The sequence below is a fragment of the Peribacillus sp. V2I11 genome, assembly GCF_030817135.1.
Taxonomy (GTDB): Bacteria; Bacillota; Bacilli; order Bacillales; family DSM-1321; genus Peribacillus; species Peribacillus simplex.
Genome location: NZ_JAUSYW010000001.1, coordinates 1,144,311 through 1,166,577 on the forward strand (window position 1 = coordinate 1,144,311; position 22,267 = coordinate 1,166,577).

The window sequence follows — 22,267 nt, forward strand, 5'->3', positions numbered from 1 at the left end:
ACTGATGACAAAAGAAATCCAGGGCGTTGCAACTGCAACGCCCCTTTCTTGACGGTTCTGCATATGATGATTGAAAAACATTTGTGGTGATTGTATGTTCTCCCAATATTTGCAAAAGCTGATGGGCAAACACCCTGTCAAAACAAAACCCATCATCGATGCTGAAAAATATGACACGCTAAGATCCCATTTACAAAAAGAGCTTTTTCAGCCATTTGATGCGTCAAAGGCTTTCTTTCCTGAGGAAACCGCTCTGATAAAAAGCATTCGAACCAAGACGGCTGCCCTGAACCGGAACAATATCACAAGAACACAAGCATATCTTGCCTTTTACAATCGTAATCCAGAGGTCCATTGGGCTTTTTTAGCACATATGGTTTCGAGGAATGGAGGATACCATATGACTGACTTGAAAAGTTCGTCGATGACCCATCTCCTTGACAGAGCGGAACAGCAGAAATTTTTCCTATTCCTTGAGCGCGCCAATTCAGCCATATTTGCAGATGCATTCCCCCAGCTTCTTTTATATGAACATTCTAAACAAAAAGAACTTCCGCTAAGAAGGTATTTACCAGTATTCCGCATTTCAAAATTCATGGCGCCGATTTGGGAATCTTTCATCGAAGAGCCCCATTCACCCCTTTTGACAACTGCCCTTATCATTAATGAACAAAGAATGCTTCAGGAAAGGATATTAAAACGCACCCGTCATGGTGAAATCCTCCGAAGGCTTGATTTTCAGCTACAGGAATACTTAGGCTTCATGAAAGTGATCTTTCCTTATGCAAACAAGCAAAACGGTCTTCATTCCTTGACAGGCCTGACCGTTGAACGCTTTGCCGACCCGAAACAGCGTATTGAAACGGGAAAATTATTATATGGGCTTCTTTTTCAGCATCCGGTTGTTTTTCGCGGTGTTAGCCAATTTACAAAAGAGGTTCCACACACGGGGTCCAGAGAGGATTACTGGGGAAGCATATATACCTCTGATGCATCCACGTCAAAAGATGATAAAGTGTACAGTCCCACTCTTCATGATGCATGGGCAGATCAACTATTCTTTCCTCCCCATTCCATTGATTGGTTCACGAATGATAGCTTCATAGAAGATTTACGAAGCTCACCGATCATTAAAAAGGAAGACCTGACCAACAAGGTTCTCGAAAATGTCAATCAGCTCAAAATCCTTAACGGAATGAAAGCCATTTTCTAGCATCAAGCCTCTTACTTTGAATATCCCATCCTCCATTTGGCAAGAATGGTTAGCAAAAAGAATGGGTGAATCAAATGAGAGGCATTGTACTATTGAATCCAAATTACAAAATCGGGGATTTACATACGAATGAAAGCTTTGCAATCCAAAAGATTGTGACGGACAAGTATATGGAAGAGAAGAATATTTCCCCGGTCATACTGAATCCGTATCAAATCCATCCTTATTACACCATCCCTCATGAGCTTCTATTCAATTTACAAAATCAAAAAACGGATCAAATCGATTTCCTTGTGCTTCACTCTCTGGAAACGATCGAACGGTTCATCTATATTTACCCTGAAAAATGGCTTGAGCTATGCGGATATTTCAAAGAAATTATCAGTGTCGCGACTCAAACTCCCGTTAGGAAATATGAAGCAAATTAATGCTTAAATAAAATCATGGTACTTAAGTCATTGTGACTGGATCTAAAGTCATTAATTGCTCTTTTTTACCAGACCATATTTCCAAGTACTTATCGTTTATACTTCCCTTTTCACATGAGCGACCCATACATGCATCACTCCTCATGATTGTCGCTGTGCCGCTTCACCCACTGTATCTATTAAAACCCCTTCAGACTCATTGGCCATCATATTTATATCAATTTTCCCAATTATAAGATTACTAGGAATTATATAACTTCAAAACAATTTTTTGGATATATAGATAAATTTACGGATAAAGCATAGAAAAATAAGTTAATTTTATATATCATTGGAGATAGGAATTTTCTTATTTTTTACTATTACTAGAAAGGAATGTTAATGATGGCCAAAGAAAAAAAGAAAAAAACCCCAATTCCTTTCCGACTGAACTTTATGTTCTTTTTAATATTCATTTTATTTTCAAGCTTAATAATCCGGCTTGGCATCGTCCAAATCGTGTATGGGGATGATTACCTCCGCGAAGTCGACCGAACGGAAAACGATGTGGCCAATACCCCCGTTCCCCGTGGTAAGATGTATGACCGCAACTTGAATCCTGTCGTTGATAATGAGCCACGTAATGCCATCACTTATACGAAATATCCAAATACAAAAACGGCAGATATGGTGAAGACGGCAGAGGTCCTTGCTACCTTGATAGAAAAAGATACTAAAAAGGTAACCCTTCCGGATAAAAAGGATTTTTGGATTTTAAAACATCCGAAAGAAGCCGATGCCTTGATTACCAAGGCCGAGAAGAAGAAAGTAATCGAAAAGAAACTAGAGCAAAAAGATTTATACAAACTTCAAATGGAACGGGTAACCGATGAGAATATCCAGGAATTCTCCAAGGATGAATTGGAAGTGATCGCTATCTTCCGGGAATTCAATAGTGGCTATGCCCTCGCACCGTCAATCGTGAAGAATAAAGATGTCACCACTAAGGAATTCGCCAGGGTTAGTGAACATTTGGATGAAATGCCAGGCGTGGACATAACGACGGATTGGGAAAGGACCTATAAGTATGATGAGACCCTCCGCTCGGTACTTGGCAAGGTCTCTTCTTCCGAAGAAGGCATTCCCAGTGAAAATATTGACTATTATCTGGCACGCGACTATACCAGGAATGACAGGGTCGGAAAAAGTTATATCGAAAAACAATATGAAGATGTCCTGCGCGGTCAAAAGACGCGGATTGAAAATGTGCTGAGCAAAGGGGAAGTCATCAATACGAATACCCTGACTGAAGGGCAAAGCGGAAAAGACTTGATCCTTACAATTGATATGGAGCTGCAGCAACAGGTTGAAAAAATCATTGAGAGCGAATTGCGCAGAACTAAGGCTAGGGGAAATACCTACTTATTGGATCGTGCCTTCGTCGTTTTAATGGACCCGAATACAGGCGAGGTGCTTACGATGGCCGGCAGGCAATACGGCCGCAACAGTCAAACCGGCTTGACCGAAATGAACGATTTTGCCCTTGGAAACATTACGACCTCCTATACGATGGGGTCATCTGTTAAAGGGGCTACGGTCTACACGGGATTTCAGACTGGAGCCATCGCACCAGGGTCGGCATTTCATGACCATCCACTTTTATTAGCTGGTGCAAATCCCAAAAAATCTTATAGCCCTTTAGGGTATGTAACGGATGTCACCGCGTTAAAGAAATCGTCGAATGTCTATATGTTCATGACGGCGATCAGAATTGGCGGCGGTCATTATATCCCTCATCGACCGTTAGGAATCAACCGTGAAGCCTTTGCCATCATGCGGAATCATTATGCCCAATTCGGATTGGGAGTCCGTACCGGCATCGACCTGCCTAATGAATCAGTCGGATTTAAAGGGGTCGATTCAACAGATGGATTGCTGCTGGATTTATCGATTGGCCAGTTTGATACATATACCCCAATGCAATTGGCACAGTATGTTTCGACAATTGCAAATGGTGGAAAAAGGCTTGAGCCACATATGGTCAGGGAAATCAGGAATCCATCCAACGAACACAATGAATTGGGCAGCGTCTTTAAAACAATGAGTCCCAAAGTGTTAAACGATTTAGGCGGGAAAGACGTTTGGATTCAGCGTGTCCAGGAAGGATTCAGGCAGGTTGCCCAGGAGCCAGGCGGGACGGCATATAAATATTTCGGCGGGAAGTCTTACCGTGCAGCAGCGAAAACGGGTACTGCCGAGGCCTTTTACGACGGACCGCGGAGGAATCAATATAGCGCGCCAGTCCCTACTATCAATCTGACACTTGTAGGTTATGCACCTCACAATAATCCGGAAGTGGCATTCTCTGTCGTCGTGCCATGGGTGTATCAAGGCAAGCCCTCTGATGATATTAACAAACGTATCGGGCGGGACGTAATGGACGCCTACTTTAAATTGAAGGAAAAAAGAGCAAAAGGTGAATCTGATGCAGATAAGGCAGTAGAAAGCACTCAATGATGTTTACAAAAAAAGGTCTGCTCGATTACGAGCAGGCCTTTTTTGATGCTCCATTTATTCCAGTTTTTGAACGAATTCCTTATATAGAGCCCTAAGTGCATCTCCCCTGCTGATGATGCCGACGACTTTATCATTTTCGTCCACGACGGGGATTTTCTTGAAATGATGCTTGGAAAGGACCTTTATCAATTCATCTAACGGATCTTCGGGGGAAAGCTTTGTTATCCTTTTATTTTTAATGATTTGTGAGACTTTATCATGCATTTTGGATGTAACCTTTTCATCCAATTCTTCACCGGGAAGAACCGTAATGTATGTGAAATACCCCATGATGGCTTCCTCTGCAGGTTTCAAGTAACGAAGGATATCCCCGTCCGTCACCATTCCCAATAGCTTATCATGTTCATCCACAACAGGGACCCCGCCCACTTTATTTTCGATTAAGATTCGCAGGATTTCCTTTAATGTAAAATCAGGACGGGCAACGTAGACTTCCCTTATCATGAAATCCTTGACTAACATATTACCACCCCTTTTTTTAGTTTGGACGTTCTGTTATTCATCTCTCCTCTATTAATACCCTTTATTCTATTTAAAAACCCTTGCCGCCTGAACTGCCCTTTTCCAGCCAGTATATAAATCCTTCCGCTCCTGTTCTTCCATCTCGGGTTCGAATTTCTTATCGACTGCCCATAGTTTTGAAATCTCTTCCTGACTTTCCCAATATCCGACAGCGAGTCCAGCCAAATACGCTGCGCCTAACGCTGTCGTTTCACTAATAACCGGTCTTTCGACCGGTACATTCAGGAGGCCGCTTTGAAATTCCATCAAGAAGTTGTTTTTGACAACCCCGCCATCGACCCTCAATGCCTTTAGGTTAATCCCTGAATCGACTTCCATGGCGCTAAGGACATCTTTTGTCTGGTAGGCCAACGCTTCCAATGTTGCCCGGACGAAATGCTCCTTCGAGGTCCCCCTTGTCAGTCCGAATACAGCTCCCCTGACATCACTATCCCAATAAGGGGTACCTAATCCAACAAATGCGGGGACTACATAGACACCATCGGCTGAAGTGACCCGCGAAGCATACTTTTCACTGTCTTTCGGATCATGCAAGAGTTTCAGCCCATCCCTTAACCATTGTATGGCCGAACCTGCGACAAAAATACTGCCTTCCAAGGCATATTCGACTTTTCCATTCAGCCCCCATGCAATCGTGGTCAACAGGCCATACTCTGATTTCACTGCCTTTTCTCCTTTATTCATCAGCATGAAGCATCCGGTGCCATACGTATTCTTGGCCATGCCTTTTTCAAAGCATTCTTGGCCGAACAAAGCTGCCTGTTGATCTCCCGCTGCTCCGGCAATCGGGATTTCGTGTCCAAAGAAATGGTGTGGCGCTGTTTTCCCGTATATCTCTGATGAAGAGCGAACATCCGGGAGCATCGATTGCGGCACCTGCAGGATTTCCAGCAGCTCTTCGTCCCACTTCAGGTCATGAATGTTATACATCAGAGTCCTTGAAGCATTCGAATAATCGGTTACATGTGCTTTGCCACCCGAAAGTTTCCATATCAGCCACGTATCGATCGTACCAAACAATAAGTCTCCGTTTTCCGCCTTTTCCCGCGCCCCATCTACATTGTCGAGAATCCATTTCACCTTTGTACCGGAAAAATAAGCATCAATCAACAAACCGGTTTTCCGCATAAATAATTCATCGAGACCCTCATCCTTCAATTGCGCGCAGATTTCGCTTGTTTGCCGGGATTGCCAAACGATGGCATGATGAATCGGCTGACCTGTTTCCTTTTCCCATACCACGGTCGTCTCCCGTTGATTCGTTATGCCAATTCCAGCAATCTGTTCCGGTTTTACATTCATTTCCGATAGACAGGAAGCAATTACCGATAGGATGGAACCCCAAATTTCATTGGCATTGTGCTCCACCCATCCAGGATTCGGGAAATATTGAGTGAATTCCTTTTGGGCAATATGTAAAACTTCCCCGCTTTTATTAAATAAAATGGCCCGGGAACTTGTCGTTCCCTGGTCCAATGATAGTATGTAAGTTTCCATGGCTGTCTCCTCCTGCACTTAAGAAAAGGTTCATTTCAGCTCAAGTGTCATGCTGTTTTCTCTTTCTTCATTTTACTAGATATACCCGTGAAACAAAAAATATAAATTAAGGCTGAAAAATTGAAAAATATTGGCAGGTTAAGAGTTTATCTTTTACAATGAAAATAAGGTCGATAGGAGGAATGGAAATTGAATAATCATGAAATAGATTTTAAGTTATATGGAGATGACATGCAGTTTGTTGAAGTGGAATTGGATCCTCAGGAAACGGTGATTGCCGAAGCTGGAAGTTTAATGATGATGGAAGATCAAATCAAGATGGAAACCATCTTTGGTGATGGGTCTTCAAATGGTGACAGCGGAATGATGGGTAAGCTATTCGGTGCCGGGAAACGGCTCCTTACTGGTGAGAGTCTTTTCATGACGGCTTTTACGAATGAAGGACGAGATAAAAAACACGTTTCATTCGCCTCGCCTTATCCAGGTAAAATCATTCCGATGGATTTAAGCGAGCTTGGCGGGAAAATCATTTGTCAAAAAGACGCATTCCTGGCGGCCGCGAAAGGCGTTTCGGTCGGAATTGAGTTTCAGAGAAAGATAGGTGCAGGCTTCTTTGGCGGCGAAGGCTTCATCATGCAAAAACTTGAAGGAGATGGAATGACCTTCGTTCATGCCGGCGGCACGATCCATAAAAAGGAATTGGCTGCAGGAGAGGTCTTACGCGTCGATACAGGATGTTTAGTGGCAATGACTAGCGGGGTAGATTATAATATTGAAACTGTAAAAGGCGTGAAAACCGCTTTATTCGGAGGCGAAGGTTTATTCTTTGCAACATTAAAAGGACCCGGAACCGTCTGGGTCCAATCTTTGCCATTCAGCCGGCTTGCCAGCCGTGTATTTGCTGCAGCGCCGCAAAATGGAGGATCATCCGAAGAAGGCAGCGTAGCTAGAGGCTTATTCAATTTATTCAACGATAAATAAGAACCGGATCAATGGCTGCCTTCATGGCAGTCATTGATCTCTTTTGAAAAGGATGGATAGCTACATGCAGCTTGTTAAGTGGTCCTACATGAGAAGCTATAATATCAGGGCAATTTTTGATCAATTCCCGAATTCGCCTGTTATTTTCCGAAAAATAAGAGATTACTATTTTGTTTATACCATTCACTGGACAGCTGCCGATGCCCCTATCGGCATAAAAGAGCTTGAAGAAATGGAACAGCTGCTCAACCGTGAGCTCGGGACTGAACTGCAATATCTTTATCGAAAAAAATGAGGTTACTCCTCGTATATCATTTTTCTTGTCATGCCTCCATCGACGATAAGATCCGCACCCGTAACGAAATCATTTTCCGTTGCCGTCAAATAAAGACAGGCCCTTGCAATATCTTCCGGTTTGCCAACCCGATTGGAAAAATGCTGTTGATGATCTTTATCCCTCAGCGATTCATAATCACCCGATTCAATCCATCCCGGAGAAATCGAATTGACCGTAATTTTCTCGTTACCTAAAGAAGCAGCAAGTGCATGTGTCAGCGCTATGATCCCTCCCTTTGTCGCTGCATAGGATTCTGAATCCGGCTCAGACATTATCGCTCTAGTTGATGCTAAATTGATGATTGCACCTCCCGTTTCATTTTTTCGCATTGATGCAGCAGCGGCCCGGGAACAAAGGAAAACACTGCGCAAATTCGTATTCATCATATCGCCCCATTCCTCAATCGTCAGATCATAAAGCGATTTGAATAGTGCCTTTCCCGCATTATTGATTAATATATCAATGGTCTTATATGTTTTTAAAGTTACATCCATCAAATGTTGAATGTCAGATTCTTTACGAACATCCGTTTTAACGAACATGGCTTCATGACCATTACTTTTGAGCTCTTCCACATACAGAAGACCTTCCCGCTCGTCCAAATCTGCGAGAACGACTGAAGCGCCGCTTTCTGCATATCCTTTTGCCACGCCCCTCCCTATACCATTCGAAGCGCCTGTTACAATCACCGTTTTATTAGTGAAACCCATTATTCCATCCCCACTTTCACAGCTTATTTTCCCCTATCATAATATCCAATTCGCTTCACTACAAACAATTTCCTTGACTATCAACAAACCCTTTTCCTTATCATCAATAATCAGCAGGACCCTTATATTTTTGTAGCTGCCATAAAGTGATGTATGATAGATAATAACAACAAGATTGAACCAGGGTGAAAGGCATCCGCTGTTATCTTTCTTACAGTGTAAAAATTTATATTGGAGGAATGTAAAAATGGACTTATTAAAAAATGTGTTTTCTTTAGGATTAGGTGCTGCAGCTGCTACAAAAGAGCAAATTGAAAAAGCGGTGGACTCTCTTGTGAAAAAAGGCGATATCAGCAAAGAAGACTCCAAAGTCCTTATTAAGCAATGGGTCGAAAAAGGGGAACAAGCCCAAAAGCAGCTGGATGATTCCGTCAAAGCCAAGGTCAATCAAGCGCTCAACGGCCTAAACTTGGCAACTAAAGAAGAAGTTCAGGAATTGGAGCGACGTATCGTAATTTTGGAGAAACAGAACCAAAGCATCCAATCGTGATCATGGAGGTACTCGAATGTTTCGTAAGCGACTGAAACACGCACATCGTTACCAAGAAATCATTAATGCCTTCTTGAAAAATGGTTTTGGTTACTTCATCTATCGCCTGGGATTATCCGAGAACAAAGCGGCATCGAAACTCCAACCCGATGAAAACCTGAACCTCCGCTCAATCGGAGAGCGGCTGCATACGATATTACAAAGCTTGGGACCTACATTCATTAAACTTGGTCAGATTGCCAGTACGAGGCGTGATTTCGTTCCGGACGAAATCGTCCGCGAACTTGAAAAGCTACAGGACCAGGTCACCCCCTTTCCATTTGATAGGGTTCGCAAAATTGTCGAAGCCGAATTGGGTGATTCTCTGGAAAACATTTTTCTTGAATTCCATGAAAAACCACTGGCAACCGCTTCGATTGGGCAGGTCCATACGGCACGGCTTCCGTCACAGGAAGTCGTAGCAATCAAAGTGCAGCGGCCCGATATTCTGCCGACTGTGGAAACGGATTTGGAAATTCTCGATGATTTGGCAAGACTTATGGAAGCACGGATATCTTGGGCAAGACGCTACCAAATCAGAAAAATGATTGATGAATTCGCTAAATCACTCCGCGCAGAACTCGATTATAACTCCGAGGGTCGAAACGGGGAAAGAATAGCCAAGCAATTCATCGATGATCAAGGGTTTAAGGTACCAAGGGTCCATTGGGAGTATTCCACAAAAAGGGTCCTGACGATGGATTTCATTCAAGGAATCAAGATCAATCATTATAAACAGCTTGATGATGAAGGGTATGATCGCCGGCAAATCGCGGAAAGATTAGCGAACTCCATGTTACATCAAATATTGATCGATGGCTTTTACCACGGCGATCCCCACCCTGGCAATATCATCATTTTGCCAGGGAATGTCGTCGCACTCATGGATTACGGAATGGTGGGACGTCTGGAGGAAGAAACCAAGTATCAGTTCGCCTCGCTTGTCATCAATCTGAAACGCGGAAGCACCAATGGATTGATCAAGACGCTTTCAGATATGGGCCTCCTGACGGACGAAATCGATATGGCCCCATTAAGGGGGGATATTGATGAACTGCGAAATAAATACTATGATATCCCATTGAGCCAAATCAGCTTAGGCGGAGCAGTCAATGACCTGTTCACGGTTGCCAATCGGCATCAAGTCCAAATCCCTCCCGAATTCACGATGCTCGGCAAGGCTCTGCTCACCATGGAGGCCATTGTCGAAGGGTTAGATCCGAATTTCAGCATTATGAAGGCAGCTGAACCTTTTGGGGAAAGGCTTTTTAAGGAACGCTACAATCCAAGAAACATTGCGAAGAACGCCTGGAATCAATTCATCGAGTCTGCTGAAGCCATTGCCGAACTGCCCAAGGATATCAGGGAAGTGACAGGTATCATTAAAAAAGGGAAAATGCGGCTCGATATCAATATTCCCGAACTTCAAGTTTTTTTACATAAGCTTGATCAAATCTCGAACCGGCTGTCTTTCAGTATTATCCTGCTTGCATTCAGCATAATCATGGTCGGTCTCATTATCGGCTCTGCAATAGGCGGGGAAACCTTGATCCTATGGAAAATACCGGTTATCGAGATTGGATTTGTCGTTGCAACCCTGATGTTCTTACTTATGCTCTACACCATTTTCAGATCCGGGAAAATGTAAAATTAAATCGAGTAGGAGGAGGCGCCTAGCCTCCGACCTCTCACACCACCGTACATACCGTTCGGTATACGGCGGTTCAGTTTAAGTCTGACGTAGTTTTGTATATCGTTCATATAGAATTACTAACCCATGATGGAGCCAATAAACATTATTAAGGGTTTTGTCTAGAATAGGACTATGCGCTATGCGCCAATAACCCTTTCTGCTATTTCCCCATTCATATGCTTTTCCAAATGGGACGCCTAATCCTTTGAGTTTCCTCACCCTCGTTCTTGGCAATTTCCATTGCTTCCATAGACACATCCTGAGTCTTCTTCGAATCCATGAATCTAAATTCTTCAATACGTTCGGAGTATCAATGAGGGCGAAATACCCCATCCAACCTCTAAGGTATTGCTTTAACTTATTTATTCGGAGTTTCATGGGTATCGGTAATTTTCTCGAGGTCATTTCCCTGATTCGTTTCTTTACTCTCTTCACCGTTTGTTTAGCCAGTAGAACCTTCGGGTTCTTCTTTGACTTCGTGAAACTAAAACCGAGAAACGTTCTGTTCCAAGGGCGATCATACTTCGACTTCTCGTAGTTGACCTTTAGCTTCAGTTTATTTTCAATGAAGCTTGAGATATTCCCCATTGCACGTTTGGCGGCTTTTCGTGTCTTCACAAAGATAGTACTGTCATCCGCATACCTTACGAATCGAAGATTGCGTTTCTCTAGTTCTTTATCTAACTCGTCTAACATGATATTAGATAATAAAGGACTTAACGGACCTCCTTGCGGAGTTCCCTCCTCACTTTTATGAAAAAGTCCGCCTATCATAATGCCTGCTTGAAGGAATTTACGAATCAGTTTGAGAACTCGTTTATCTTCAATTTTCCGCTCTAACATTCCCATGAGCTTGTCATGATTCACTTTATCGAAGAACTTCTCCAAGTCCATATCCACTACCCATGTATAACCTTCGGTTATATAGGACTTTGCCTTTCGAACCGCCTGGTGCCCCTGTTTGTTAGGGCGAAATCCATAGCTATTCTCCGAAAAGGTTGAGTCATATATCTTGGTCAATATTTGGGCAATGGCTTGTTGAATGAAACGGTCTAGAACGGTTGGAATACCCAATAGCCGAACTCCGCCGTTTGGTTTCGGGATTTCGATACGACGGACGGGCTGCGGTTGATAGGTACCCTGTAAAAGGGCAGTTTTCATGTTGTACCATTCGGTTACGAGGTGCGGTCTCAGGTTTTGAACCGGCATTCCATCTACACCATGGCTTCCCTTATTTCTTTCTACACGCTTCAATGCCTGTATTAAGTTTTCCCTCTCTAGTATCTGTTCCATTAACATCGTTGATATCCTTTCTACGTGGATAAATGGTCTATTTGTGCCTTTATCTGCTCCACCCTTTTGAAGTTCCCCGTGTATTCACCACTTCTTCCTTCAAATAAGTTCCGTTAGGAATTGTTTGCTTCTTTGCAGATAACGAACGCCTAGTATTCATCCTCCTTAATCTGTTCGGTCCTTCCTTATCTTCTCGAGTAGACAAGTACTATGACCTCTGCTGACTTCTGATGATTCAGCTGTCCATCACTGGACAGGTTACCAAGTGTACTTGGCTGTCATCAGACCTCCCCGGGTAAGAGTGCAATCTTTCCCTCCATCTATCTGCTTCATTTACTCTGTACCACCTTCGGCAGTAAGGACTTTGTTTTGTTTCGCAAACTCATCCAATGATACCTAGCCTTATATGAAGTTCGTGTTCCTCAGACCGGAGGTTTGCCGCTTGCTTCCTTCAGATTCCACGTCACCGTGGACACCCTTGCATTAAGCTAACCACTACTACTGCCTTCATGGTTCGGGACTTTCACCCTATAGATTGCACCCATGCCGGGCGCACGAAAAAAGGGGTTCGGATTGGTCTCATCCCGTACCCTGAATTTAAAACAAGACTAGATTATCCTTAAAGTTTTTTTACTGTAATCCTTATTGGATTGAAGAAATTTGCGAAACTCCTGCCGGAATAACTGGCTAGCCAAGACCCCACAGGCGTTCGGCAGGAGGCTTGGCAGACAGTCGGCGGAAAGGGAGCGGGAGCGGATTTCCAAAAGCAAGTTTGCCTACAGTCTGAAGGGAAACCCCTTTAATAAGGCGTTCCCCTTTTTCATGATTTCATTCATTGGTTATTTATCCGACGTTCATATGAAACAGCATACGCACTATGGCGAAAATGCAAGATTCGGTCTTCCGAGCACTCGATTCCTTCAGGTATATTGGTTGGATCGAACATTAAAGTATCTTTAAACACTTCCGATTTTTTGGAAACCTTTAAATGCCCGATCGTGATTACCTGTTTATCTTCCGACCAAGCTGTTGTTGGATCGTCAGTCGGGTCATTTTTCCCTCCTATTTGTATGTTCAATTTAAAGCCCACCGGGCCTTTCTTGAGCCTCTCTTCCATTTCCTCATCCAGACACTCTGGCGAATGCTTGGCTACCTCCTTTTTTTCTAGCATACTAAGGCCGGCATCAGGTACCCACTCATACTTAATGGCCTGCCGCCTTCCTTTCCCTCAATTTCTTCATAACCTATACCCCTTGTAATTTGACTTTCATGGTCGATTTTTAATCATTTACATTTGTTTGTAACTGGCCTGTATCCATTTTTTAAATATAACGTTTTGTTGTCAGCAAATAACATCAATATTTCTATTGCTACAAAACTGTTCAATTTCTAAAAGTAACATCGAGCCTATCCCCTGTGAGCGAATGTTTTGGGCGGCACATAAATCAATTAGACCAAGTACTCTTATATGATTTCCATTAAGATTCATCACTCTGAAATCTATTCCTACCTGTCCTACAAGTTGATTTTTTTCGTTAAAAGCTACAAATCTAAAATGAGGTAATTGTTTAAAATAAATTCTGTTTTTGGGAAAGTCTTCTTGAAAGCATTCGCTTAACAATTCTTGTATATTTGAAGCTAAATCATTACCCATCTCATAATCAAATACCATATCTATCTTCACATTATCTTCATTAGGGCAGCCACATTGTTAAATTCCGTAGTGAGTTTAAATTCATTAAAAAATTCAGCTTCCGTCTTCGATAACTGGTATTCAAAAGGCTTCAGTCCTATCATGGCTGATTGGACGGACTCATTCGAATCCGGAAGTTTCATTCCGGTATTCATCCTGTAGATGCGAAGCCACAGTTAATGGGGACGCTTTTCCGTTTGGGGTAAAAACCCCCTCATAAACATATCCCCTTGCATGCGCACGCCGATAACCAGGATGTGTTCCTGCTACATTTTCAATCACATTAACTGCTTCCCTGGCTAGTTCAGGTTTAAAGTCGTCAGTTCCCTCCATGATACCTTACCCCAGCTTTTCAGATTCGAATCCATGTTCATCGTTATTACCTGTATCCCTTATTTCATTAGCTATTCAAGTTCTTGCATGAATCCCGAAAGTATTAATCGCAAAAAAACACCTGGAGATATCCAGGTGCTGCACAAAACAAGTTATAAAAGTTTTTCAATAACGCTTTCCATTTCGAAGGGAGCTTCGACCGAATCAAAACGCTATACGACATTTCCATCACGGTAAATTAGAAACTTTGTGAAATTCCGTTTTATAGAAAAAGAACCAAAACTAAACTTTCTTTCATTCAACATGAACTGTAGTGCCATAAGCAATGATTTCACTAGCATTCTGCATGATAGCCGATATTTCCAGGCGCATTGCAACGATGGCATTCGCCCCTTTTTCTGTCGCTTCATCGACCATCCTCCCTATTGCCTTTTGTCTGGCCTCTTTCATCATTTCCGAGTACTCTGTGATTCACCGCCGACAATCGTCCTCAATCCCGCGAGAATATCTTTTCCAATATGTTTCGATTGAACGCATTTCCCCTTAACAAGACCCTTCAAATCTTTAATTTCTTTTCCAGGAACGGAACCAGTAGTCACGATAATCATATAGTTCAGCCTCTTCCCTTTTTCTGATTTTCTTTACGATCAAATAAAAAATTAACGGAAATGGGGCTTGAATCAAACCAAGAATACCCCACATCCAATGGTTGAAGCCATTCTTCATGGCATCGATAAATAGATTTATGCTTTGGGTCATTAAAATAACCACACACACAATCAAGACAAGTATTTCAAGGCTGCTCATGGTACCCCTTCACCTTCCTTTTCACATAAAATGGATATGAACGCCAATGAATAATGGTATCACTTAGGAGCTGGAACCACTTTAGTCAGAGGGGTTGAATCCCTTTTATCATTATACCTTTATGGACACGTGATTTTATCCTGTCCATATAAACAATTCCAAAACGGTTCAAAATGATCGGTATAAACTGATCTTTTTCTTCCATTATGATTATCGGCTTTCATCCCCAAACACTATTATCCGAAAGCGATAAACATAAATACTCATTCCTGTTCCCGCTCCACCTGTGAAAGGATCACATGGGTAACGGTTGCCGCATAGGGAATGGTCCGATTGATGAATTCCTCCACTTCTTCAAGGCTCTCACTGTGGATTTTCAGCATAAAGCAAGCCTGCCCGGCAATTCGATAACAAAAGTCAACATTCGGCACCTTGGAGATATACTTTTTGAATTTCTCATATTCCCCATTTTTTATCGTTGCTTCCACGATGCACTCAATTGGAAAACCGATCTTTTTATGATCAATCTCGGCAACATACCCTTTAATGATCCCGAACGACTCCATTTGCCGTACCCGTTCGGCAACGGTGGGGGCAGAGAGGTTTACTTTCTTTGCCAATTCCCTCATGGAGATTCGGCTATTCAACGTTAATTCGGCAAGGATGCTCTGGTCTTTTTCATCTATTTTCATTTCACTGTTATTTCCCTTCTTTTCTTTACATTCATTCATTATTCAATCGTAATACTTTACAAACGGAATTTATATTCCTAGCTTTTTATATTAGGATTATCTCAAAGGGGAGATGTTCATGACAAGAATAAAAATATCATCGCAGGGATCCAGTCCATTTCAAAGATTATTTCATTCTGAAGAGATTTCGCATAAATGGTCGGACCTCTCAGATTGCATATCTGCAGATGGGAAACTTTCGAAGAAGTTAAAGGAAAACGTCAGAAGGGTGCTTGCCTACGGGAATGGCTGCTCATACTGTCAGGCAAAAGGAATTCCACTAAAGCCGGAAGATATGAAAGAAAGCTATGCAATCGCCTTTGCGGAAGTATTCCTCTTGCAACGTGAAAATACGGAGGAAAAGTTTTTCCAAGTATTGAAGGAGTCATTCAGTGATGAAGAGATTTCTGAACTATTTGCATTCATTTGCTTTACAACGGCCCAGCAATATTTCGGGGCTTTGATGGATTTAAAGTAACGACAAAAAGGAACAGGCGCCGTGCCTCGTTCCTTTCTGTAATAAACCTAGTTTGAACGGTCACCGAATCCATTTACGTTGAATTACCACCTAGGGTTTCGCACCATGATCCTCCATTTCATTGATCCTTGGAAGAATGGAGCGGGATGGTACCGGTGATGTCAAAACCACGGATGTATTCAGATGTCCATAAGGTATCAATCGATCAATCAGTAATCTCATGCTGTCCATATCAGCCAAAGCCGCTTTCAAAAAATATCCTACGGTTCCTGTTACACGATGGCACTCAATAATGTCTAAATCATTTTTCACCAATTGCTCAAAATCGGAAACAGGAACCTTAAGTTCACTCACCTGAATGAACACAAGGACACCCCTTCCTATCGCCAGAGGTGAAACCCTTGCGCTGAACCCCTCAATGATCCCCTTTTCTTGCAGGCGATACATACGTTCAGAGATGCTAGGTCGACTGAGAGCCAATTTCTTCGATAGTTCACTAATCGTAATGCGTCCATCTCTTTGTAAAAGTTCCAGTAACCTGACATCTATTTCATCCATGAAGCAACCGCCTTTCATAATGAAGGAATATAAGCATATATTTCTTTAAAATGTTGTATGGATAGCAATAAATACATTCTTTTTTGTATGTAATTTTACCAGTTAATATTCTATCATTAAAATAATCAAATAGAAAAAGAAAATTCAGAATTTACCAAAGGGAGGAACCTGCATTGACCTTTACGAAAATCCCGGTTCGACAAAACATCGAAAGCATTAGCCCATATGTTTCCGGCAAGCCAATTGAAGAAGTGCAACGTGAACTTGGTCTTGAAACGATCGTTAAATTGGCATCGAATGAGAATCCATTCGGTTGCTCAACTCTAGCAAAAGAAGCCATGCTTACCGAAATGGAGCAAACCTCCTTTTACCCTGAAGGTATGGCACCGGCATTAGCTGAAAAGCTGGCAAGGAAATTGAATATCAATAAAGATCATATCATTTTGGGCAATGGATCTGATGAAGTGATACGTTTGCTAACAAGAACCTATATCCAACAAAATGATGAAGTCATCATGGCTGATGTAACATTTCCACGGTATGAAACGAATGTATTGATTGACGGCGGCACACCTGTAAAGATACCTCTTATTAATGGGGTACATGACCTGCAGGGTATGTATGAGGCCATAACAGAAAAAACAAGAATGATATTTGTCTGTAATCCCAATAATCCAACAGGAACGATCGTTCAAAAAGAAAAGTTGCGCTCTTTTATCGAGAAGGTGCCAAAACATATTTTGCTGATCGTTGATGAAGCATACTATGAATATGTCGAAGATGGAGAATATTTAGAAACTTTACCACTTCTAAATATGCATTCAAATCTGGTTATCTTACGCACTTTTTCTAAGATTTATGGCCTGGCTGCATTAAGGATTGGATACGGTTTAATGGATGCATCCATCATACAAGAGCTAGTTAAAGTGAAGGAACCCTTCAATACCAACCGTTTAGCACAGGCTGCGGCATTCGCTTCCCTCGACGACCATCCATTCGTTGAGAAATGTGTTCGTAAGAATGGGGAAGGAAGAATGTATTTAGAAAACGAACTAAGCAAGATGGGATTAACATTCTTCCCTTCACATGCCAACTTCTTGATGGTCAAATTGAACCAGCCTGGCAGGGACATTTTTGAGAAGTTATTAATTCAGGGTGTCATCATCCGTTCAGGTCATTTGCTAGGCTATGAAAATACTATCCGCGTTACCATCGGCACTCCGATTGAAAACGAGAGATTCATAGCATCCTTACAACATATAATCAATAAAACGTCTGGTGGATGACCGATTAAAATGAAGTGGCTGTATATCAATGATCATTAATGAAAGATACGACATGGACGCCTTTGCCCATGCCGTATCTTTTACGTGGATTTATTTAGCAATATCCTTTTCTATTATAGGTGCTTCCTGTGCATCCACACTTTTAAATTTAAAAATCGAAATCGAGATTAAGGCAGCCAACACAATCAGGCAAGCAATGATACTGATCCGATTCTGTTCACTGAACACGAACGTGACACAAATGATGCTTAAGGTGATTACGGTAAACAAGGTTACATATGGAAAGCCCCACAATTTAAAACTCGGAGCCTTGGGATATGAATTGCGAAGTTTTAGCTGCGCTAAACAGATGCTGATCCATACAAGGGATACTACAAAACCCGGAAAGGCCATTAATAGAGTAAATGCCTTGTCCTGTGCAACGAAAGTAATCATGGAGCCGACGACCAATACAACTGCACTTAATATCAAACTGTACAAGGGAACGCCATTTTTTGATACATAAGAGAACGACTTGGGAGCTTCCCCTTCTGCAGCTAAAGAATGCAGCATTCGGGTACACCCATATATTCCAGAGTTAGCGGCTGATAAGACGGCCGTAATCAAAATGAAATTCATGATATGTGCAGATCCCTGAAAACCCGACATTGACAAAACCTGTACAAACGGACTTGCCTGGTCGCTAATTTCGTTCCACGGAATCAAACCGCAGATTACAAGGATCGGTAAGGTGAAGAATAATACGACTCTCCAAATATAGTTTTTAATGACCTTCGGTAAAATGCGTTCCGCATCCTTTGCTTCCGTTACCGTCACCCCTATTAACTCGGAACCGCCATAGGAGAACATGACAATCAGTAATGCCGAAAAGATGGACATCCACCCATTTGGGAAAAATCCTCCATGCCCTGTGAAGTTTTGCAGATAATTAGATCCGCCGCTTGGGATGACTCCAAATAAAATACAGGCTCCCAATATGATGAATAATATGATCATTGTAATTTTAATGCCAGCAAACCAAAATTCGAATTCACCATAATTTTTGACATTCATCATGTTAATCCCAATGATGAAAGCCGTACACCCTAAACTTAATACCCATAGCGGGATTGCAGGGAGCCAATACTGCAAGAAGCTTCCTGCCACCACTACCTCAATGACACATACGGACAGCCACATGAAACAATACATCCAGCCTACGATAAAGGAAAAACGCTTACCGAATGCTTTCTGAACGAAACCCTTCATATTCGTATTGGGATAGACAATTGCCATTTCTGCTATAGCACCCATGACTACAAGCAGTAATAATCCTGCAAAAATATAAGTGAATATGACTCCTGGCCCTGCTAACGATATGGTTTCGGCACTTCCTTTAAAAATCCCAGTACCTATTGCCCCTCCCATTGCCATCATGCTAATATGCCGCGGCAATAATTTCTTTTGCAGTGACCCACCATTTGACTCCATTACATCTGCCTCCTTCATTCCATAATTTTCTCATATAAAAAATCAAACCCATTTCAATCGTTGAATGGCGAATAGATAAGTTATCTCATCAACCGTTATGGTTTAGGAGTGGAAGGATGCAAAGCCTTCTTGAAAACTCTATACTTCCCCAAAGTAAAAATGATATCAATATGCCGATGGTTTTACAAGAGGGAATCATTGCAGGCAAAATTGCTCCTGTTTAGCCAAACGCCGGGTTCTGATCTTCGAAATGGAGTGGATTTGCTGATAGCCTTGCCTTATCGGGGCCATTGACAGGTATCTGACTCCAGAAAAATACACTATAATCGGGGACTACATTGGTAATCCCCATAACTTTACATTTTTACCTTATTTATTTACGATGTGAATCGCATGTCCCAAAACTGCCTCAGCCGCTTCCATCCACCCTTCAGTCAAAGTTGGATGTGGGTGCATGCTGAGTGCTATATCTTCGACCCGAGCCGCCAGCTCCAGGGCAAGGAGCCCTTCACCTATAAGGTTGGAAGCATCAGCACCTACCATATGCATTCCGAGCAATATGTGGCTATTAGCATCCACGATCACTTCAGCAAATCCCTCTGTTTCATTCGTTGCAAGGGCCCTTCCGTTGGCACTGAACGGAAATTTGCCGATTTTGACGCTATATCCCTGTTGTTCAGCCTCTTCACGGCTTAAACCAACCCCAGCTATTTGCGGGTCCGAGAAGATTACATAGGGAACATTAGGTGAGTCAACTGCACTTGGCAACCCCCCTATCACTTCAGCTGCCACGATTCCCTGTTTGGTCGCTCGATGGGCAAGAGCTGGACCAGGTGTAGTGTCACCGATGGCAAAGATGTGCGGCACATTTGTACGGCATTCCATATCCACTGCTATATGGCCTTTTTCACCAGCCGTAACCCCAGCCCGATTCAGGCCAATTTCTTCAGTGTTGGGTATCCTGCCAATAGTAACCAGGGTCTTTTCGCTCACGACCACTTCCGTCCCCTGTTCTTCCGAGGAAACATGAAGGTGTACTTGGCCATCCACTACACTCGCTTTTTCTACCCTCGTGGATGTTTTGATATTCATCCCAAGCTTCTTGGCATTCCGGGTGACTTCCTTTACCAGGTTTTCAGCAACTTGGGGGAGTATCCGATTGGCCATTTCAATGATGGTCACTTTAGTACCTAGCTTTGCAAATGCCATACCCAATTCGATTCCGATATATCCTCCGCCAATGATCGACAAGCTTGATGGAACTTCCTTCAGCTGCAAAGATGATGTTGAATCCAATATATATTCTCCATCGACTTTAATGAAGGATGGAATGAAAGGTCTGGACCCCGTCGCAATAATTGCCTGTTCAAACTTGTAGGTTTCAAAATCGCCATCGGTTTCAACTCCGATACGGTCATCAGATAAAAAGGTTGCTTGACCTTTAACCACCGTCACTCCATTTTCCTTACACAAATGGGCAATACCTTGCCTCAACTGAGATGTGATGCCCGCCTTCCAATCCTGCCAAACTCCCAAGTCCATTGTCGTTCTTTCCTGGGATAACCGGATTCCCATTTTCCCTAAATCGTTAAGCCTTTGGTATTGATCAGCTGCGTGAATTAATGCCTTTGAAGGTATACAGCCCCGATTAAGGCAAACCCCGCCCAGCTTATCCTTTTCAACCAGCACGACTGATTTTCCTAACTGGCCGAGACGGATAGCCGCAGCATATCCTCCCGGACCTCCTCCAATGATGATAACATCCGTCTCTACAGCAACTTCCCCTACTACCATTTATCTCATCTCCACAACTAAACGAATTGGATTTTCCAACAATTCCTTGATTCTATTGGTAAAATGCACGGCTGTTACCCCATCAATCAAACGATGATCGAAAGAAAGAGACATATTCATCATTAAACGGATAACACCTTCCAAATCGCGAACGACCATGCGATGTTCCATTTTATGCAAAGCTAATATGGCCGCTTCCGGATAGTTAATGATCGGGGTCGCGTGCATCCCTCCGATTGGTCCTACATTGCTTATGGTAAATGTACTGCCTGTGATTTGATCTATGCTCAACTTCCCTTCACGGGCTTGGTCTGCCAATTGCCTGATTTCATCAGCCAGTTGGAAAATGGTTTTTTGGTCGGCATGTTTTATGACTGGAACCATGAGACCCTCTTTTGTATTCGTCGCAATCCCAATATGATAATAATTTTTCAGGATGATTTCATTGGTCTTTTCATCAATTGAAGCGTTTAATGTTTTGAACTCCTTTAAGGCGATGACAATGGCTTTAACGAAAAATGGCAAAAAAGTCAATTTAATATCCTTATCATCGGAGTACTCCTTTAATTGATTTTTAAATTCCTTCAATCGGTCCATTTCCAATTCATCTACATGGGTTACATGAGGAATGGTCGAAACAGACTTTACCATATGTTCAGCGATTTTTTTACGAATGCCTTTAAGCGGAATCCGCTCTTCCCACTCATTTTCCACTCCTTTTGCCTGGGCATCCTTCATCGGGGCCATCTCTTTAACAATCTTGTCATCATGCCGTTTGGCATTTTCCCGTGTAATCGAGTTATTTTCTTTAAACTGCTTCAAGTCACTTTCGGTAATTCGCCCAGCCGGACCGGAGCCTTTAACCTTCTCGATATCAATCTTCATTTCCCTCGCCATTTGACGCACGAATGGGGTTGCCAACGCACGCACTGCCCCATGATGCTGTTTAGTCGTAATATGCTCTGCATTTACTTTTACATCACCAGGTTGCACGACTTGGTTTTCTTCTTCAATAATGCCTGTATCCGGAACTGACATAACGTTCTCTTCCTGAATTGTGAATATAGTGGTTCCCACTTCCACGATATCCCCTTCGGAAAAAAGTATTTTCTTGACCACCCCCGCTGCGGGAGATGTCAATTCCGCATTGACTTTATCCGTTTGCACCTCAACAATGGGTTGGTCCTGTTTTACCGCATCCCCTTCTTTGATGAGCCATTGGATAATTTCCCCTTCATGCATCCCTTCCCCTACATCAGGAAGTTTAAATTCCATCATGCGTCATCCTCCTTCTCCCT

At 42.6% G+C, this 22,267-nt stretch carries 24 protein-coding genes and 1 pseudogene; 9 read left to right on the top strand and 16 right to left on the bottom strand.

Annotated elements, in window-relative coordinates; translation table 11 throughout:
* Positions 1 to 94: 94 nt before the first annotated feature.
* From QFZ73_RS05560 to QFZ73_RS05570, 3 genes are all read left to right on the top strand, one after another.
* Positions 95 to 1,213 carry a DUF2515 family protein gene (locus QFZ73_RS05560; RefSeq protein WP_307263941.1) on the top strand — a complete coding sequence of 373 codons (1,119 nt, stop codon included), beginning with the start codon at positions 95 to 97 and terminating at the stop codon, positions 1,211 to 1,213.
* 74 nt (positions 1,214 to 1,287) lie between these two features.
* Positions 1,288 to 1,641, top strand: a complete 354-nt coding sequence (locus QFZ73_RS05565) for a hypothetical protein (protein ID WP_307263943.1) — start codon at positions 1,288 to 1,290, stop codon at positions 1,639 to 1,641.
* 384 nt (positions 1,642 to 2,025) lie between these two features.
* Positions 2,026 to 4,137, top strand: a complete 2,112-nt coding sequence (locus tag QFZ73_RS05570; RefSeq protein WP_307263946.1) for a penicillin-binding transpeptidase domain-containing protein — start codon at positions 2,026 to 2,028, stop codon at positions 4,135 to 4,137.
* Between the two features lie 54 nt (positions 4,138 to 4,191).
* Here the strand turns inward: QFZ73_RS05570 and QFZ73_RS05575 are convergent, their stop codons facing one another.
* Together QFZ73_RS05575 and glpK are read right to left on the bottom strand one after the other, a co-directional pair.
* Positions 4,192 to 4,659, bottom strand: coding sequence for a CBS domain-containing protein (locus QFZ73_RS05575; protein WP_251433233.1), 468 nt, complete (start codon positions 4,657 to 4,659; stop codon positions 4,192 to 4,194).
* 66 nt (positions 4,660 to 4,725) lie between these two features.
* A complete protein-coding gene (gene glpK, locus QFZ73_RS05580) occupies positions 4,726 to 6,216 on the bottom strand; it encodes a glycerol kinase GlpK (RefSeq protein ID WP_307263951.1) in 1,491 nt (496 codons plus the stop codon).
* 189 nt (positions 6,217 to 6,405) lie between these two features.
* On the opposite strand from glpK, the gene QFZ73_RS05585 reads away from it, so the two are divergent.
* Together QFZ73_RS05585 and QFZ73_RS05590 are read left to right on the top strand one after the other, a co-directional pair.
* The gene (locus QFZ73_RS05585) at positions 6,406 to 7,197 is read left to right on the top strand and encodes a TIGR00266 family protein (protein WP_144477736.1); all 792 of its coding nucleotides are present in this window, start codon (positions 6,406 to 6,408) and stop codon (positions 7,195 to 7,197) included.
* 88 nt (positions 7,198 to 7,285) lie between these two features.
* Positions 7,286 to 7,492 carry a hypothetical protein gene (locus QFZ73_RS05590; protein WP_307263956.1) on the top strand — a complete coding sequence of 69 codons (207 nt, stop codon included), beginning with the start codon at positions 7,286 to 7,288 and terminating at the stop codon, positions 7,490 to 7,492.
* A 2-nt stretch (positions 7,493 to 7,494) separates the two neighbouring features.
* Here QFZ73_RS05590 and QFZ73_RS05595 read toward each other — a convergent pair whose 3' ends face one another.
* A complete protein-coding gene (locus QFZ73_RS05595) occupies positions 7,495 to 8,244 on the bottom strand; it encodes an SDR family NAD(P)-dependent oxidoreductase (protein WP_307263959.1) in 750 nt (249 codons plus the stop codon).
* A 247-nt stretch (positions 8,245 to 8,491) separates the two neighbouring features.
* Between QFZ73_RS05595 and QFZ73_RS05600 the strand changes: the two genes are divergently transcribed.
* The gene (locus QFZ73_RS05600; protein ID WP_251433221.1) at positions 8,492 to 8,794 is read left to right on the top strand and encodes a phasin family protein; all 303 of its coding nucleotides are present in this window, start codon (positions 8,492 to 8,494) and stop codon (positions 8,792 to 8,794) included.
* Between the two features lie 16 nt (positions 8,795 to 8,810).
* Positions 8,811 to 10,481: an ABC1 kinase family protein gene (locus QFZ73_RS05605; protein ID WP_251433219.1), complete on the top strand. Its 1,671-nt coding sequence runs from the start codon at positions 8,811 to 8,813 to the stop codon at positions 10,479 to 10,481.
* 81 nt (positions 10,482 to 10,562) lie between these two features.
* Here the strand turns inward: QFZ73_RS05605 and ltrA are convergent, their stop codons facing one another.
* From ltrA to QFZ73_RS05650, 9 genes and pseudogenes are all read right to left on the bottom strand, one after another.
* Entirely contained in the window at positions 10,563 to 11,825 is a 1,263-nt protein-coding gene (gene ltrA, locus QFZ73_RS05610) for a group II intron reverse transcriptase/maturase (protein ID WP_307263965.1), read from the bottom strand.
* Between the two features lie 43 nt (positions 11,826 to 11,868).
* Positions 11,869 to 12,024 (bottom strand): hypothetical protein, encoded by a 156-nt coding sequence (locus QFZ73_RS05615; protein ID WP_307263198.1) that lies wholly within the window; start codon positions 12,022 to 12,024, stop codon positions 11,869 to 11,871.
* A 627-nt stretch (positions 12,025 to 12,651) separates the two neighbouring features.
* A complete protein-coding gene (locus tag QFZ73_RS05620) occupies positions 12,652 to 12,990 on the bottom strand; it encodes a catalase (RefSeq protein WP_307263968.1) in 339 nt (112 codons plus the stop codon).
* Positions 12,991 to 13,161: 171 nt separating this feature from the next.
* Complete coding sequence (locus tag QFZ73_RS05625) at positions 13,162 to 13,503, bottom strand: GNAT family N-acetyltransferase (protein WP_307263972.1); 342 nt, start codon at positions 13,501 to 13,503, stop codon at positions 13,162 to 13,164.
* Positions 13,500 to 13,655 carry a hypothetical protein gene (locus tag QFZ73_RS05630; protein ID WP_307263975.1) on the bottom strand — a complete coding sequence of 52 codons (156 nt, stop codon included), beginning with the start codon at positions 13,653 to 13,655 and terminating at the stop codon, positions 13,500 to 13,502. The genes QFZ73_RS05625 and QFZ73_RS05630 overlap by 4 nt, the downstream gene beginning before the upstream one ends.
* Positions 13,633 to 13,845, bottom strand: a complete 213-nt coding sequence (locus tag QFZ73_RS05635; protein WP_307263979.1) for a hypothetical protein — start codon at positions 13,843 to 13,845, stop codon at positions 13,633 to 13,635. Before QFZ73_RS05635 ends, QFZ73_RS05630 begins: the two co-directional genes overlap by 23 nt.
* Before the next feature lie 294 nt (positions 13,846 to 14,139).
* Positions 14,140 to 14,453, bottom strand: a pseudogene (locus QFZ73_RS05640) (YbjQ family protein).
* A complete protein-coding gene (locus QFZ73_RS05645) occupies positions 14,410 to 14,652 on the bottom strand; it encodes a sigma-Y antisigma factor component (RefSeq protein ID WP_251433211.1) in 243 nt (80 codons plus the stop codon). Before QFZ73_RS05645 ends, QFZ73_RS05640 begins: the two are co-directional and overlap by 44 nt.
* A 263-nt stretch (positions 14,653 to 14,915) precedes the next feature.
* Positions 14,916 to 15,344 (bottom strand): Lrp/AsnC family transcriptional regulator, encoded by a 429-nt coding sequence (locus tag QFZ73_RS05650; protein ID WP_307263984.1) that lies wholly within the window; start codon positions 15,342 to 15,344, stop codon positions 14,916 to 14,918.
* Between the two features lie 118 nt (positions 15,345 to 15,462).
* Between QFZ73_RS05650 and QFZ73_RS05655 the strand changes: the two genes are divergently transcribed.
* Positions 15,463 to 15,861 (top strand): carboxymuconolactone decarboxylase family protein, encoded by a 399-nt coding sequence (locus tag QFZ73_RS05655; protein ID WP_307263987.1) that lies wholly within the window; start codon positions 15,463 to 15,465, stop codon positions 15,859 to 15,861.
* A 90-nt stretch (positions 15,862 to 15,951) separates the two neighbouring features.
* Here the strand turns inward: QFZ73_RS05655 and QFZ73_RS05660 are convergent, their stop codons facing one another.
* Positions 15,952 to 16,419 carry an Lrp/AsnC family transcriptional regulator gene (locus tag QFZ73_RS05660; protein WP_251433206.1) on the bottom strand — a complete coding sequence of 156 codons (468 nt, stop codon included), beginning with the start codon at positions 16,417 to 16,419 and terminating at the stop codon, positions 15,952 to 15,954.
* Between the two features lie 173 nt (positions 16,420 to 16,592).
* Between QFZ73_RS05660 and hisC the strand changes: the two genes are divergently transcribed.
* Complete coding sequence (gene hisC, locus QFZ73_RS05665) at positions 16,593 to 17,705, top strand: histidinol-phosphate transaminase (protein WP_307263991.1); 1,113 nt, start codon at positions 16,593 to 16,595, stop codon at positions 17,703 to 17,705.
* A 90-nt stretch (positions 17,706 to 17,795) separates the two neighbouring features.
* Here hisC and QFZ73_RS05670 read toward each other — a convergent pair whose 3' ends face one another.
* The 3 genes from QFZ73_RS05670 to QFZ73_RS05680 form a co-directional block, all read right to left on the bottom strand.
* Complete coding sequence (locus tag QFZ73_RS05670; protein ID WP_251433201.1) at positions 17,796 to 19,175, bottom strand: amino acid permease; 1,380 nt, start codon at positions 19,173 to 19,175, stop codon at positions 17,796 to 17,798.
* 369 nt (positions 19,176 to 19,544) lie between these two features.
* Positions 19,545 to 20,969, bottom strand: coding sequence for a dihydrolipoyl dehydrogenase (gene lpdA, locus QFZ73_RS05675; RefSeq protein WP_251433199.1), 1,425 nt, complete (start codon positions 20,967 to 20,969; stop codon positions 19,545 to 19,547).
* Positions 20,970 to 22,247 (bottom strand): dihydrolipoamide acetyltransferase family protein, encoded by a 1,278-nt coding sequence (locus QFZ73_RS05680; RefSeq protein WP_307263996.1) that lies wholly within the window; start codon positions 22,245 to 22,247, stop codon positions 20,970 to 20,972. It abuts the gene before it with no gap.
* Positions 22,248 to 22,267 lie beyond the last annotated feature (20 nt).